A 15136-nucleotide genomic window follows, 5' to 3' on the forward strand; every position below is an offset into this window, starting at 1 on the left:
AACATCCAAGTTTAACACATCCTAACTTTTAAAGAAAATCACTAAAGTGAGCTATTAAATAAAAATGAGGGGAGAATGCCATTGGAAAAATATATACTGTCACTTGACCAAGGAACTACAAGTTCACGGGCTATTTTATTTAATCACCAAGGTGGAATCCTGCATACCGCACAGAAGGAATTTACACAACTTTTTCCTAAACCAGGCTGGGTTGAGCATAATGCTAATGAAATATGGGGATCCATTTTGTCGGTTATTGCGGTTGTTTTATCAGAATCCGGAGTAAAACCGGAACAGATCGCAGGAATCGGGATCACGAATCAGCGGGAAACAACAGTCGTTTGGGATAAAGAAACAGGTGAACCTGTTTATCAAGCAATTGTTTGGCAGTCAAGACAAACAAGTGATATTTGTGAGGAACTAAAAACAAAGGGATATAGTGATATATTCCGAAAAAAAACAGGCTTACTCATTGATGCTTATTTTTCCGGTACAAAGGTTAAATGGATTCTAGATCATGTAGAGGGGGCACGTGAGAAGGCTAATCAAGGAAAATTACTTTTTGGTACCATTGATACATGGCTTATCTGGAAGCTTTCTGGCGGAAAAGCCCATGTAACCGATTATTCTAATGCATCGCGCACGTTAATGTTTAATATTTTCGAACTTAATTGGGATGATGAATTATTAGCCATTTTAGATATCCCTAGATCCATGCTGCCCGATGTAAGGCCCTCGTCAGAAATATACGCTACTACTATAGACAGTCACTTTTTTGGTAGTGAGGTGCCGATTGCTGGTGCTGCGGGTGATCAGCAGGCTGCTCTATTTGGCCAAGCATGTTTCGAGAAAGGAATGGCGAAAAATACCTATGGTACAGGCTGTTTTATGTTAATGAATACTGGCGAAAAGGCGGTCTGCTCGGAACATGGTTTATTAACAACAATTGCTTGGGGAATCAATGGGAAGGTGGAATACGCCCTTGAAGGCAGCATTTTCGTTGCCGGTTCAGCAATCCAGTGGCTTCGTGATGGTTTGCGAATGATAAAAGATGCAAAAGAAAGTGAAAGATACGCAGAGACGGTCGAGTCGACTGACGGAGTATACATTGTGCCAGCATTTGTCGGGCTTGGAACACCTTATTGGGATAGTGATGTAAGAGGTGCGGTATTTGGTTTAACCCGTGGTACAACTAAAGAGCACTTTGTAAGGGCAACACTCGAATCACTTGCTTATCAAACAAGAGATGTCTTATCTGCTATGGAGGCAGATTCAGGTATTAATCTAAAGACTCTACGTGTCGACGGAGGTGCTGTTATGAATAATTTCTTAATGATGTTTCAAAGTAACATATTAAATGTCTCAGTCGAAAGACCCATTATTCATGAAACTACCGCTCTAGGTGCTGCATATTTGGCTGGCCTTGCGGTTGGCTTTTGGGGAAGTAGAGATGAAATTGCCAGGCAATGGGCAATCGACAAAAGCTTTATCCCCGGAATGTCAAACGAAAAAAGGAATAAATTATACGAGGGTTGGCAAAATGCAGTCAAGGCAGCTAGGACTTTTAAATAGATTTCACAGACCACAAAGAATTATTACTAGAATTCTTTGTGGTCTTTTTTTAATTCGTTAATAAATTATCAGAAAGCTAAATACGATAACATCAGGAGGGAAGCATCATGAATTTTTCTACGTTCTACCGTGAAAAAATACAACATAAACTGCGAACCAAGCAATATGATGTTTTAATTATTGGAGGAGGAATTACCGGTGCTGGAATTGCTTTTGATGCTGCTGCAAGGGGGATGAGCACCGCACTGATTGAAATGCAGGATTTTGCAGCCGGCACCTCTAGCAGATCAACGAAATTAGTCCATGGCGGATTACGCTATTTAAAACAATTAGAAGTTAAATTGGTTGCTGAAGTAGGAAAAGAACGAGCCATCGTTTATGAAAATGGTCCCCATGTGACAACCCCTGAATGGATACTCTTACCCATTTATAAGGAAGGAACCTTTGGAAAGTTCACAACATCGCTGGGTTTACGAATATATGATTATTTGGCAAAGGTTAGAAGATCAGAACGTCGGAAAATGCTGACGGCGGATGAAACGATTAAACGGGAACCACTTATTAAAAAGGCCGGTTTACTAGGCGGAGGATATTATGTTGAATATCGTACTGATGATGCCCGCTTAACTCTTGAAGTAATAAAAGCAGCTGCTACTAACGGAGCAATCGTTTGTAATTATTCTAAAATAATTGAACTTGTATATAAAAATAATAAAATAGCGGGTGCTGTTGTAGAAGATCAATTGAGTGGTGAAATTTTTGAGATTAGTTCTAAAAAAGTTGTCAATTCTGCCGGGCCATGGGTGGACAATATTCTGTCGTTGGACCAATCTAAAACTGAGAAAACCCTAAAGCACACAAAGGGTGTTCACATTGTCATAGACCAATCACGTTTCCCATTAACACAAGCAGTTTATTTTGATACACCGGACGGTCGAATGATGTTTGCAATTCCACGCGATGGTAAGACGTATGTTGGAACTACTGATACTTTCTATAACCAAGAAATTGTTCATCCGAAAATGACGATTAGTGACAGAGACTATATAATTAACGCCATCCATTACATGTTCCCATTTGTGGACATTAATGAAAAGGATGTTGAGTCGAGCTGGTCAGGAGTCCGGCCATTAATTTATGAGGATGGAAAAAATCCATCGGAACTTTCTAGAAAAGATGAGATTTGGAAATCACCTAGTGGTTTAATCACAATTGCTGGTGGTAAATTAACCGGTTATCGTAAAATGGCTGAAACCGTTGTAGATCTATTAGCCGAACAGTTCATTTTAGAAGAGGGAATAAGATATTCAGGCTGCAATACAAAAGAAATACCAATATCGGGAGGCCATGTAGGCGGCTCGCACAATTTCGAGAGTTATATCGCCGAGAACAGACTAAAAGGATTGGAAGCAGGATTAACTCTTGCCGAGGCTGAGCAATTAACCAGAATGTATGGTTCTAACGTGAAAACTATTTTTGAATTATTAAGGGAAAATCTTAATGATGCGGACAAATTTGGATTGCCTAGAGTTTTATTTGCGAAGTTGGTTTATGGGATAGAGGCGGAAATGGTGGTAACACCATTAGATTTTTTTAATAGGAGGACGGGATTCTTACTGTTTAGTATAGAGTTAGTGGAGAAATATAAGCAGCAGGTGATGAATTATATGGAAATGAAGTTTATGTGGAATGAACTGGAGAAACAAAGGTATTGCTTAGAACTGGAAGAAGCGTTAATCACCGCAAAATTCCCAGTAAACATATGACCTTTCTCTTAAACTGAGTAAAAGAACTTTGTTGATTGGAGCGGAAGGCGGCGAAGACTCCTGCGGGAATACGGGACAGGGGAGACCCCGCAGGCGCTTTAGCGCCGAGGAGGCTGCTCCCCGGCACGCCCGCGAACCGCTTGCCACCTGGAGCAGAAATCAACAACCAATATACGTACACAACATACATTTAAGGGACTTTTTCAGTGCCCTTTCTTTTTTTATGTCGTTTTTGAACGTTTCATGAAAGATTATGAAATATATTGGAAGTTTTTGACGGAATTGTGAACATTTCAAATTTCTGAACATAAGTAGTTGTCTGAAAAAGACGAAAATGGTATTCTATCATGTATGTAACAACAGCTTAACCAATGTAAAAAAACTGTATGATTGTTTTTAAATTTGGAAAAATAAGCGAAATGAACTAATTTGTTTACTGATCGTTTATCGTCTTAGTTGACTAAATGATGAGAAATGTTTATTTTTATTAAGGCAAGTTTTATTTCTACTATTTATTAAAGGAGTTTGATTTAGCATGTCAGAAAAACAATTTAAAGTAGTTGCAGAAACAGGAATTCACGCAAGACCAGCAACTTTATTAGTACAAACAGCTAGCAGATTTGATTCTGAAATCACTTTAGAATATAAAGGAAAAACCGTTAATCTAAAATCTATTATGGGTGTTATGTCTTTAGGTGTAGGTCAAGGAGCAGATATTAAAATTGCAGCTGAAGGCAATGATGCTAACGATGCATTACAAGCACTAGAAGATACAATGAAAAAAGAAGGATTGGCTGAATAATGACTTTCTTAAAAGGTATTGCTGCATCAAATGGTATCGCAATTGCAAAGGCATACCGTCTTGTTGAACCGGATTTATCGTTTGAAAAAAAATCAGTTGAAGACGCTAATCTTGAGGTTGAACGTTTCCGAAAGGCAATGGAAAAATCTAAATCTGAACTAGAAGCCATTCGTGAAAAAGCGCGAGTTGAACTTGGTGCAGATAAAGCAGCAATCTTTGAAGCGCACCTTCTTGTTCTAGGAGATCCAGAGCTAAATGCTCCGATTGAAGATAAAATACAATCCGACAAAGTTAATGCTGAGTCGGCCTTAAAAGAAACGGCAGATATGTTCGTTATGATGTTTGAACAAATGGATAACGAATATATGAAAGAGCGAGCTGCAGATATTCGTGATGTCACCAAGCGTGTACTAGCGCATTTGCTAGGCGTTCAGCTTGTTAATCCAAGCATGATAGCAGAAGAAGTCATCATTGTTGCAGAAGATTTAACACCTTCTGACACAGCTCAATTAAACCGCAATTTTGTTAAAGGATTTACTACAAATATTGGCGGCCGTACATCGCATTCAGCTATTATGGCCCGTTCTATGGAAATTCCTGCTGTAGTAGGTACAAAAACAGCAACAGAAGAAATCAACAATGGCGATCTTGTTATTGTTGATGGTCTAACCGGGGAAGTTCATATTAATCCAACTCCTGAAGTAGTAGCACAATATCGTAAAACCCATGAAGAATATGAAGTACAAAAAGCAGAATGGGCGAAGCTTGTTAATGAACCGACTATCTCAGCAGATAGCCACCATGTTGAATTGGCAGCTAATATTGGTACACCTAACGACTTAAAGGGTGTTATTGCTAATGGCGGCGAGGGTGTTGGGTTATATCGAACTGAATTTCTTTATATGGGGCGAGACCAGCTTCCAACTGAGGATGAACAGTTTGAATCTTATAAAGCTGTCCTAGAAGGAATGGCAGGGAAGCCTGTTGTTGTCCGTACATTGGACATCGGTGGAGATAAAGAGCTTCCATACTTGGACCTTCCAAAAGAGATGAACCCATTCTTGGGCTTCCGTGCAATTCGTTTATGTTTAGAAGAACAAGATCTTTTCCGTACACAGCTTCGTGCGCTTTTACGTGCGAGCAGTTATGGGAATTTAAAGATTATGTTCCCAATGATTGCTACCTTAGATGAGTTCCGTTCTGCAAAGGCGATTCTTGAAGAAGAAAAAGAAAAGCTTCTTTCAGAAGGTCAAACAGTAGCTGAAAAAATTGAGCTTGGCATCATGGTAGAGATTCCTTCTACAGCCGTCCTAGCTGATCAATTTGCTAAAGAAGTTGATTTCTTTAGTATCGGTACTAACGATTTAATTCAGTACACGATGGCTGCGGACCGAATGAATCAGCGCGTTGCCTACTTATATCAGCCTTACAGTCCATCAATTCTAAGATTAGTTAAAATGGTAATCGATGCAGCTCATGCTGAAGGAAAATGGACAGGCATGTGCGGAGAAATGGCTGGAGATGAAACAGCAATTCCAGTCCTTCTTGGGTTAGGCCTTGATGAATTCTCGATGAGTGCTACTTCTATCCTGAAGGCCCGTTCACTTATTCGGAACTTGAAAAAATCCGATATGGAAAAATTGGCTCAGGAAGTATTAAACATGCAAACAACGAGCCAAGTGATTGAAGCTGTTAATAATGCTACAAAATAAATTAATATTTTTAGAAGACCAACTAGTGATTAGTTGGTCTTTTTTCTATATAAAGCGAAAGACTTTTATTTTTTTCATTTGTTCCCAATGTTATAGGTCCATAGAAATTAATTTTGTCGTAAGTAAATGGGTCTAAAAGTACATAAGCTAGATATAGATTCGATGGAGGTGAATGTTGGATGGAACAAAAACCCGTACATTATGATGGAAGTTCACAACTAGGTTTGGCTGCTTCAGAAGAAATAGTTAATGAACCATTTCAAATGACTGATGAATTAAGATTGAATATTGGTCGTAATCCATTCTCCTTGGACTCAGACGAATAAAGCGAAGTGGAAAAAGGAATTTGGCTAAATTGGCAAATTCCTTTTGATTAATATCTGCCATTTTGATTTATACTAAAATGACTTTAAAACCAGCTGAAAGGTGAATGAAAAATTGCTAAAGTTTTGTATATTACAGCACATCCTCATGACGAGACACAGTCCTACAGTATGGCAGTAGGTAAAGCATTTATCGAAGAATATAAACAGGTCAATAAGAATGATGAAGTCATTCATTTAGATCTTTATAAAGAAAACATACCTCACATCGATGCTGATGTTTTTAGCGGCTGGGGTAAACTCCGTTCAGGACAAGGGTTTGATCAATTGACTGCCGAAGAACAGGCAAAGGTTGGAAGGTTAAATGAATTAAGTGATCAATTTGTAGGAGCTGACAAATTTGTGTTTGTTACTCCGCTTTGGAACTTTTCATTCCCACCAATTATGAAAGCTTACCTAGATTCTGTAGCGGTGGCAGGAAAAACATTTAAATATACCGAAAGTGGTCCTGTTGGGCTGCTGCCAGATAAAAAGGCGTTACACATTCAAGCGCGCGGTGGGGTCTATTCAGAAGGACCTGCGGCACAACTCGAGATGGGGCATCGATACATTGGTGTCATGATGAGTTTCTTTGGTGTACCGTCTCTAGAAGGCTTATTTGTGGAAGGACACAATGCCATGCCGGAAAAGGCGCAAGAAATAAAGGAAAATGCCATCGCCAGGGCAAAGGATTTAGCTCATACATTCTAGTTAAGTTGTTAAAATGAGACAGAAAATTGTCTCATTTTTATTTGTTTTCCCAAGAGTTTCCTATTTATTTTTTGTATAATAAAACTAACTAGTACTAAAAGGAGGACTGGATAATGGGTCTAATTTTACTTATATGACAGGGAATGTCTAACTTGTAGATGGGGTAGGATAAAACGAATTTATCTCTTTTTATTTTCCAGTTATTAACCTTTCTTAATGTTTATTACCAATGTTTTATGGCCAAGGTAAGAAAATAAGGGAGTGTTATGGATGAACAAGAAAATCAACTTTATAGGTACCTTTATGATTGGACTAGTTTGTGTTATATATTTAAGTGGCTGCAGCTCACTCTATCCGAATGAATTAATTGTTAATCGATATGCAGATGCCTTACTGACTAAAAATAATGAACTGCAGTTCCGTTTTCGAATTAATAATGAAATCCTCGATGGTAACCAATTATATAAGGTGAGGGTAACCATTCATGATGACAAACTTGCTCGAGCTATCGGAAAAAGAGAGATCATTTATGGGGAAGAACAAGTCCTTAACGGTGATTATTTAGAAACAAAAGGGCATCGTGAGAAGTACATATTTATGGACCCGCTCCCGTTAAAAGAGGACCTGCATATACAAGAACTTCGTAATATGATTGAAAGAGACCAAGCGGTATCCATTGAGGTATTTAATGATAGAGAAGTATTAGGACGTGCCTATTTAACAAATTTTTCTTCGGAGTTATAAACATGTTTAATAATTATGGATATAGGACAATCTTAGGATGTGCATAAATTTGGAGATGGAGCACTAAGGCCGGACGTTTCAACGTTCCGGTCTTATTTACGCTTGAACCTGCCTAAAATTTTAGGAAAATGGTAAAATAAAGAGAATCAGAAAGGGAGGATGAGTTATTTTGTTAGTACCAGAAAATACAGTTATAGGTTTTATTGGAACAGGTGTAATGGGGAAGAGTATGGCAGGACATTTATTAAAAGCTGGATATCCATTAGTTGTCTATTCTCGAACAAAAGAAAAAGCGAATGAATTATTAGAAAAGGGTGCAGAATGGGTAGAAACCCCTAAAGCAGTGGCGGAAAAAGCCAATGTTATTTTTACCATAGTTGGATATCCGACAGATGTAGAGGAAATTTATTTGGGAGAGAAAGGGCTAATTCCAAATGGTACGGCAGGTAGTTATTATATTGATATGACTACTTCATCACCGTCTCTAGCTGACACTATTTATGAAGCGGCTAAAACAAAAGGGATTCAGACCATTGACGCCCCTGTTTCTGGTGGAGATGTGGGAGCAAGGGAGGCGACGCTGTCGATCATGGCCGGTGGTGAAGAAGAGGCTTTTGAAACGGTCAAACCTTTATTTGAGCTAATTGGAAATAATATAGTTTATCAAGGGAAGGCGGGGGCTGGCCAGCATACAAAAATGTCTAATCAAATTGCAATCGCCTCAAACATGATAGGCGTATGTGAAGCCATTATATATGCTGAGAAAGCAGGATTAAACCCTGAGAATGTTCTAAAGAGCATTTCCTCTGGTGCAGCGGGCAGCTGGTCTCTTAGCAACCTTGCTCCGAGAATGTTAAAAGGAAATTTTGAACCAGGATTTTACATAAAACATTTCATTAAAGATATGAAAATTGCTTTAACAGAGGCAGAGAGAATGAACATGCCAGTACCGGGCTTGACCTTAGCTAAGTCTTTATATGAACAATTAGCCGAAATGGGTGAAGAAGACAGCGGCACCCATGCTCTATATAAATATTGGAAGTCCTAGATAAATCATAGTGGCCAAAATATGGGCCGAATAAAGTAAACCTCCTATCAAGAAACTATTATTGATAGGAGGGATGATAGTGGCTAAACGGACAAAAAAGAATGATCCACAGCAGAAAAATAAAAAGGGTTTTGATTCAGCAGTATTAAATGAAGAATTTGCCCATGAAATGGGTTCTGCTGATACCAATAAAATTCACAAAGATAAAGCTAGAAAAGAAAAAGCCCCTAAAAATAACGGTAAGTATAAAGGGGAATAATGAACAAATTAAACCCTCACAAATCTGTGAGGGTTTAATTTATTTCATCTGATTAAAAAAGGATTCGATTTTGTTAAGGCCTTGCTCTAAATGATCCATCGAACAGGCAAATGATAAACGGAAGTATCCTTCGCCATATTCCGAGAAGGCACTGCCCGGAACCACTGCAACCCTCGACTCATTAGCCAGCTTCAAAGCAAAGTCAAAACTGTTTAAAGTTATGGCATCCGGTATTTTTACAAAGAAATAAAAGGCACCATCAGGTTTTACTACATCAAGTCCCATGCTAGTTAATCGTTGATAAACATACTCTCTTCTCTTGCTATATTCCACTTTCATGACAGCGGCATCATTAATGCCAGCCGTCAAGGCCTCATACGCCGCTTTTTGGGCAATGGAGTTGGCACATGACACATTATACTGGTGAACCTTTAAAATATGCTTTGTGAGGTATTCAGGCGCAAATAAAAAGCCGATTCTCCAGCCTGTCATCGAGTGTGATTTGGATAACCCATTTATGACAATTGTTTTTTCCTTTAAAAATCTGGCAATTGAAGTGTGTTTTTGTTCAAAAGTGAGTTCACTATATATTTCATCTGCAAGTATAAAGATGTCTTTGTCTTTAATAAAGTCTGCTATTTCTTTTAATTCTGTGCTTGATAGACTCACGCCTGTAGGATTAGATGGATAAGGCAGAACAATACAGCGGGTTTTATCCGTGATAAAAGGTTTAATTATCTCTAGAGTAAACCGGAATTGATTGTCCCGTATATCAACATGTACAGGAGAGGCTCCCATCATCCGAATAATTGGCTCATAGCCCGGATATATTGGTCCCGGTAATAAAACCTCCGATCCTTCTGTAAGAATGGTTCGGAAAGCAATATCAATGGCTTCGCTAGCTCCCATGGTGACAATTACTTCTGTTTCAGGTTGATACTGTAAATCATATTTTTTTTCTACAAACTGGGTTGCTGCTTTTCTTAATTCCAGCATCCCCGCGTTATGTGTATAGGAGGTAAAGCCATCTTCAATCGCACGAATTCCTGCCGCTTTTACATGGTCAGGAGTTGGGAAATCTGGCTGTCCAATGGTAAAGGATATAAGGTCATCTATATCCGCGACGAGATTAAAAAATTTTCTAATACCGGAAATTTCAATACTTTTAACTCTTTGATTGATTAAGTGTTCCATTATGTACATCCTTCCGACAAACGATCATTAACATGATTATAGACTATTTAGGGGGTACTTTTCTACCTTTCCGGTTTTAATTGACGATAAAAAAAACGGCACGAATTTTTGTTCGATACCGTTTTTATTAGGTAAATTATAAATTATCTAAGTTCAATATCCATAGGCCCAATCAATTTCATCCTCATGCCAAAAGACAGGTGACACTAAACCCGTATCCACAGTTTGATTTTTCTTTTGGCAGATACAATTCTTACACTCACATTGTTCTTTGATGTTCTCGAAAAAGGAATGTTCAACATCTTCAATAAATGTAATGTTTCTTTCCTGAAAAAGGATAGCCGTTCCCTTCATTCTTAAAGCACCTCTTTATTAGTTAATCCTGTATAAATTTTATTCCGCCATTATTGTAATTCGGATTCATAATGGAGTCTATGAGTTGCAAAGGTTGTTCACAAAATTCTCAAGAAAATCTAACAAAATTATGAAATCGTTTACACTGGAAAAGAGAAAGCTGCCTGAACAGTAAAGCAAGGCTAAATACGGACTTTCTTTAAGACGAGAAAGTTCGTATTTAGCCTAGACCAGCAAAAAAGCCAGGAGCCTTCCTGGACTTTTATATATATTTAATAGCGTTCGCCTAACTTTTTAAAAATAGGTTTTTGGTAAGTTCGTTGATTTTTCCGAGGGTAGGATGACTGATTTTCCATCTCAGATATTCCTGTATAAGATTGCAATAGGGATTTAGCTGCGTTAAGCGAGATATGGGCCTTGGGATTTCTAACATTGCTATCTAGTTTTCCAAGATGGGGAAGATCCTGAAAATCTGCTTTTGTTGGGGGAATATGAAATGTATAGTTTCCACATTCAACAAGTACATCTGATTGTTGCTGGCTATTTCGCGGATGATCAGAAAAATGGAGACCAACCTTCCTAGCTTTTCCTTCAACAATCAATTTTTTTAATGCTTCTTGTTTTAATTTGTATAAAAATTTGGGGTTAACTGCTGTTTTGGCATGACGATTCACGATAAAGACAGCTTGGGAGAGGTTTTCGATCGTTAGATTTAATTTGGTTCGAGGATAACTCTGATCGTGATTCAAAATATGAACTCCTTTCATTCTTTAAAAACATCTATATTATATCTTTTTTTTAGGAAAATAGAAACAAGTTGAAGATATTTTCCCGATTTTCCTACAATTCCCAAAATGAACTAGGCTGATTGAAGTGTTAATATGGTCAGCTCAGGTTGGGCCATAAACCGAAACGGAAGTCGGGTTGTACCTATTCCTCTATTAACATATAGGTTTAAGGGATATTTACCCTCAATCTTATAGAGGCCCTCTGGATACCTTTGTGCAAACGGCGGCTTAATTAGTGCCCCAAGGATTGGCAGTTTAACTTGTCCACCATGACTATGCCCGCTAAGCTGCCAATGAATCGGAAATTGTGCAGCCGTTTCGGCAAGATCTGGTGCATGGGATAACAATAAGTTAAAGTGATTGTATGGTATTTTTTTTAAGGCAAATGGCAAGTCGGGGTTTCCTAACATAGCATCATCGATCCCAATCAAACAAAAACTGCTGCCATCCTTTTGTTTGATAGTTACCGTTTGGTTCAAAAGGACCTTAAAATTCGTAGACTCCATTATATTCCGGTATATTTCTGATCCATAACCGCCATGGTCATGATTTCCATAAATGCAAAATTTACCAAATGGAGCATGTAAGCTTTCTAATAGGGGGATTAATTTACTTATTTCAGTATATTTATTCGGTTCATCCATTAAGTCCCCAGTAAAGAAAATGATGTCAGGATTCAAACTGTTGATTCTATTCACTAATTTTCTGAATTGAGATAAATTGTATTGAAAGCCAAGGTGAGTATCGCTAAATTGAATCATCCGAAATCCATCAAAACTTTTTGGTATTAACGGGTGTTTGATTACTAATTCATTGATTTCCAGCATGGAGGGTTCAATTTTATTTGCATAATAATAGCCTCCTGAACTTAATCCGAGAATCGCCAGGAAGGAACCGATAAACTTTTTTAAAAAAATTCTTCTAGTTTGCTTTATTCCCATCATTTTAACCATCCTGCCTTTTTTTACTTACCCATTAAGCCAAGAGTTTATGTTTGTACAAAAAAGGGTATTTCTATAGTGTTTATTCAAAAAAATTGAAAAAATGCTAAAAAAGCAGTCAATTTAGACTGCTTTCTACCGGTAGCTAACAGCTCGTGATCGCAAAGCCTTCCAGGATGTAATGAATTGTTCTTTATTCACCCTTACTTGTTTTCGTCCTGACAAAGGATCATTTAAATAAACATAGTTGGTATCATAACCTACTAAAACCACTGCATGCAAATCAAGTGGTGTTTTGATGAACTGATTTCCATGATACCAGCCTTCCCAGCGGTCAGGGAGCCGGTAATCTCCCGTTGTCCATACAACCACCGGATAACCCGCCGAAACATGAGCTAATACCCGGTCAAAGGGCTGGTTGGTTAAATTTACTGCCCTCCCCGGAAGTTTTTGATTGATTAAAGCAACCATTGGTCTATCAAATACAGCGTACCCTGCACGTCTTCCAGTCATGTCACCCACGAATCCATCAGCAGGGTTTCCCCAGCGTAAAATATCGCCTCTTGATGACTTAACAAGCGGGTCCGGATCTTTCTGAATTCTTCGGTACAGGTCCATTTTACCTGTTTTAACTCCAGCGTAATTCAAAACCATCGCCAGACTGGTCACTTCACAACCATATCTTAATTCCGGATTTTGTTTAATTAACACGACATTTAGCAGTGTGGACTGCTTTCTTTGAGTAGTACTAACAGTATGTTCCGCTTTTTTCATACCTTCAACATTCGTTACCTGCTCTTTTAGATCATTTATGGAGTAAGACTTACCGGTTATCTTTTTAGGTAATGTTTCCTTGGAACTATTTCTATTCAAGTTAGAAGAACTTTTGATTTTCGCTTTCTCTGATATTTGCTGATTTGATAGGCTATGCGAGTAGCTGCAGCCAAGCAATATCAGTATAGATGCTGATAAACATAGGATTTTCACAAAACTGCCTCCTTTAACAAATCCCTAAGTATAGGTTATGATTGTATCATTGATGCTATAATGGTATCCTTTTGGAAAAAGAACGAGAAGCGGAAAAATGCGTATCGTATAATGAGAAAAATTATATGGAGGAAATCGGATGGATGCATTGGAAATATTATCGGACCTTGAAAATGTCTTTCCTTATTTTCAACCGATATTTAATGCGGATGAGCAGAGCGTTATAGCTTACGAAGTATTGGGACGATACCAATCAAACGGAAATGTCATCAGTCTTGGACCTTTTTTTCATGATGACCAAATTCCAGATGAATATAAATACGAAGTGGACTTAATAGTCGTAAAAAAGGCACTTGAAAAGGCGTTGAATCTTGATGAGGATGTCCTGATCTTTTTAAACCGAAATGCAGAGTTATTAATGTATGGACATGGGGAACCTTTTTTGCAAGAATTGTTAGAGTTTGAAAAAAGGGGATTGAGTTTAAAACGGATTATTTTAGAAATCTCTGACCGGAATTATCAAGGAGATTTAGATCAATTCGATCATCTCCTCCAATATTATCGAACTTATGGGCTAAAGATTGCGATGGCAAGTATCGGGGACGAAAGTCACTATTTTGAGCGGATTGGACAACTTGAACCCGATATTCTTAAAATAAATCTCCAAGCACTAAAATCAACTGCTATCGGTGTGAATTTCGCTGATGTCTTGTTCTCCCTATCACTCTTGGCAAGAAAAATAGGGGCTACTCTTCTTTTTGAAAATATTGAAATGAATTATCAGCTCCAGTTTGCATGGAAAAATGGCGGACATTATTATCAAGGTTACTACTTACATCCGCCGACTGAGGAATTTATAAATCGGGATCTCCTCAAGTATCGCTTAAAGGAGAAATTTCATGATTTCATTGCTTATGAGAAGCGGAAGTTAGAAGCTGTCTATACTGCTGCCGAGTATTTTCAAACAATGGTGCAGGACATTGTGAATAAAAACAAAAAGGCTAGTTATGAAGTCTTATTTCAAGCGTTGATTAAGGAAATGGATAATATAGCTTTTCGGATGTATGTGTGTGATGAGGATGGTTTTCAGAAATCAGTCAACATTTTTAAAGGGGAGAATGGCTGGACGACCCAAGCCGTGTATTTAAATAAAAATTGGAGCTGGAGACCGTATTTTTTGGAAAATATAATCAAGATGCGGCATGACCAAAAAGGAAGATTATCCGATTTGTATGGTGATATTGAAACAGGCGAAACGATTCGTACCTTTTCTTTCCCAATGAACGAACACGATTATCTATTTATTGATATTTCCTATCGATATTTATTCGAACATGACCAATTATTGTAAGCTCCTGAAAGGGTATAGATTGATTCTTAAAGAGGGATTTTAAACATAACACTCATAAGAAGGAGCTTTTTTCATGAATTTTTTTGTCGATATCCTAGCTATTGTGATTATTGGAGTGCTTGCCTTTTCCCTCCTTTATTCATTTTCAGTTGCCAAACAGCATAAGGCAGCATCTGGTAACTTAGGGCATGATCACCAAATCTCTAAACCGGTTCAAAAAAATATTTATACAAGGAACCCAATTTTTATAGCCTATGGAATCTTTTTTGCTTTACTATTGTTTATCGTCCTTTTTTTTGCCATCACATTTTATTGATAGGTCTCGTGTTAAGAGGCCTATTTTTTCATGTTTTATTAAAAAATTCATGATTTCTTCATTTTTACTTGGACAAATGGAGTCTATTATTTTATTCTTTTAATATTGGCATAAAAACTTCACTGTCAAATTTTGAAATCAATTGATTAGGATAGATTGATGCCAATTGAGAAACATAACTGTAGACAGTTTGTTTGTGTTAAAAGGAGGATAATATTTGATGTCACAG

16 protein-coding genes are annotated in these 15136 nt (G+C 37.8%); 11 read left to right on the top strand and 5 right to left on the bottom strand.

The genetic code is table 11. The annotated features are described in order from the left end of the window. The first annotated feature begins 81 nt into the window (after positions 1-81). From glpK to V7266_RS03010, 9 genes are all read left to right on the top strand, one after another. Positions 82-1572, top strand: a complete 1491-nt coding sequence (gene glpK, locus V7266_RS02970) for a glycerol kinase GlpK (protein WP_335465731.1) — start codon at positions 82-84, stop codon at positions 1570-1572. A gap of 107 nt (positions 1573-1679) precedes the next feature. Next, positions 1680-3338 carry a glycerol-3-phosphate dehydrogenase/oxidase gene (locus tag V7266_RS02975; RefSeq protein WP_335465732.1) on the top strand — a complete coding sequence of 553 codons (1659 nt, stop codon included), beginning with the start codon at positions 1680-1682 and terminating at the stop codon, positions 3336-3338. A 535-nt stretch (positions 3339-3873) separates the two neighbouring features. Beyond that, positions 3874-4140, top strand: coding sequence for a phosphocarrier protein HPr (locus V7266_RS02980; protein WP_335465733.1), 267 nt, complete (start codon positions 3874-3876; stop codon positions 4138-4140). Continuing rightward, positions 4140-5852, top strand: coding sequence for a phosphoenolpyruvate--protein phosphotransferase (gene ptsP, locus V7266_RS02985; protein WP_335465734.1), 1713 nt, complete (start codon positions 4140-4142; stop codon positions 5850-5852). Before V7266_RS02980 ends, ptsP begins: the two co-directional genes overlap by 1 nt. 179 nt (positions 5853-6031) lie before the next feature. Continuing rightward, entirely contained in the window at positions 6032-6178 is a 147-nt protein-coding gene (locus V7266_RS02990; RefSeq protein ID WP_335465735.1) for a hypothetical protein, read from the top strand. Positions 6179-6289: 111 nt separating this feature from the next. Further along, positions 6290-6925, top strand: a complete 636-nt coding sequence (locus V7266_RS02995) for an FMN-dependent NADH-azoreductase (RefSeq protein WP_335465745.1) — start codon at positions 6290-6292, stop codon at positions 6923-6925. A 270-nt stretch (positions 6926-7195) separates the two neighbouring features. After that, positions 7196-7669, top strand: a complete 474-nt coding sequence (locus V7266_RS03000; protein ID WP_335465736.1) for a hypothetical protein — start codon at positions 7196-7198, stop codon at positions 7667-7669. 169 nt (positions 7670-7838) lie between these two features. Then, the gene (locus V7266_RS03005; protein WP_335465737.1) at positions 7839-8717 is read left to right on the top strand and encodes an NAD(P)-dependent oxidoreductase; all 879 of its coding nucleotides are present in this window, start codon (positions 7839-7841) and stop codon (positions 8715-8717) included. A 79-nt stretch (positions 8718-8796) separates the two neighbouring features. After that, the gene (locus tag V7266_RS03010) at positions 8797-8976 is read left to right on the top strand and encodes a hypothetical protein (protein ID WP_335465738.1); all 180 of its coding nucleotides are present in this window, start codon (positions 8797-8799) and stop codon (positions 8974-8976) included. A gap of 39 nt (positions 8977-9015) precedes the next feature. On the opposite strand, the gene V7266_RS03015 is transcribed toward V7266_RS03010, so the two are convergent. The 5 genes from V7266_RS03015 to V7266_RS03035 all read right to left on the bottom strand — a co-directional run bounded on the left by V7266_RS03015 (position 9016) and on the right by V7266_RS03035 (position 13240). Next, positions 9016-10170: an aminotransferase A gene (locus V7266_RS03015; protein WP_335465739.1), complete on the bottom strand. Its 1155-nt coding sequence runs from the start codon at positions 10168-10170 to the stop codon at positions 9016-9018. A 153-nt stretch (positions 10171-10323) separates the two neighbouring features. Then, a complete protein-coding gene (locus V7266_RS03020; RefSeq protein ID WP_335465740.1) occupies positions 10324-10524 on the bottom strand; it encodes a hypothetical protein in 201 nt (66 codons plus the stop codon). 272 nt (positions 10525-10796) lie between these two features. Beyond that, entirely contained in the window at positions 10797-11273 is a 477-nt protein-coding gene (locus tag V7266_RS03025; protein ID WP_420491307.1) for a YkyB family protein, read from the bottom strand. A gap of 110 nt (positions 11274-11383) precedes the next feature. Next, entirely contained in the window at positions 11384-12253 is an 870-nt protein-coding gene (locus V7266_RS03030) for a metallophosphoesterase (RefSeq protein ID WP_335465746.1), read from the bottom strand. Between the two features lie 135 nt (positions 12254-12388). After that, positions 12389-13240: a C39 family peptidase gene (locus tag V7266_RS03035; RefSeq protein ID WP_335465742.1), complete on the bottom strand. Its 852-nt coding sequence runs from the start codon at positions 13238-13240 to the stop codon at positions 12389-12391. A 139-nt stretch (positions 13241-13379) separates the two neighbouring features. On the opposite strand from V7266_RS03035, the gene V7266_RS03040 reads away from it, so the two are divergent. Continuing rightward, positions 13380-14591, top strand: a complete 1212-nt coding sequence (locus V7266_RS03040) for an EAL-associated domain-containing protein (RefSeq protein ID WP_335465743.1) — start codon at positions 13380-13382, stop codon at positions 14589-14591. A gap of 73 nt (positions 14592-14664) precedes the next feature. Further along, on the top strand, positions 14665-14907 hold the full coding sequence (locus tag V7266_RS03045; protein WP_335465744.1) for a hypothetical protein: 243 nt from the start codon (positions 14665-14667) through the stop codon (positions 14905-14907). Positions 14908-15136: the final 229 nt, after the last annotated feature.

The sequence above is a fragment of the Neobacillus drentensis genome (assembly GCF_036965645.1).
GTDB classification, from domain to species: Bacteria; Bacillota; Bacilli; order Bacillales; family Cytobacillaceae; genus Neobacillus; species Neobacillus drentensis_D.

Coding starts and splice junctions, on each gene's coding strand:
- V7266_RS02975 (WP_335465732.1), top strand. CDS start 1,680: ATGAATTTTTCTACGTTCTACCGTGAAAAAATACAACATAAACTGCGA.
- V7266_RS02980 (WP_335465733.1), top strand. CDS start 3,874: ATGTCAGAAAAACAATTTAAAGTAGTTGCAGAAACAGGAATTCACGCA.
- ptsP (WP_335465734.1), top strand. CDS start 4,140: ATGACTTTCTTAAAAGGTATTGCTGCATCAAATGGTATCGCAATTGCA.
- V7266_RS02990 (WP_335465735.1), top strand. CDS start 6,032: ATGGAACAAAAACCCGTACATTATGATGGAAGTTCACAACTAGGTTTG.
- V7266_RS03000 (WP_335465736.1), top strand. CDS start 7,196: ATGAACAAGAAAATCAACTTTATAGGTACCTTTATGATTGGACTAGTT.
- V7266_RS03015 (WP_335465739.1), bottom strand. CDS start 10,170: ATGGAACACTTAATCAATCAAAGAGTTAAAAGTATTGAAATTTCCGGT.
- V7266_RS03020 (WP_335465740.1), bottom strand. CDS start 10,524: ATGAAGGGAACGGCTATCCTTTTTCAGGAAAGAAACATTACATTTATT.
- V7266_RS03030 (WP_335465746.1), bottom strand. CDS start 12,253: ATGGGAATAAAGCAAACTAGAAGAATTTTTTTAAAAAAGTTTATCGGT.
- V7266_RS03040 (WP_335465743.1), top strand. CDS start 13,380: ATGGATGCATTGGAAATATTATCGGACCTTGAAAATGTCTTTCCTTAT.
- V7266_RS03045 (WP_335465744.1), top strand. CDS start 14,665: ATGAATTTTTTTGTCGATATCCTAGCTATTGTGATTATTGGAGTGCTT.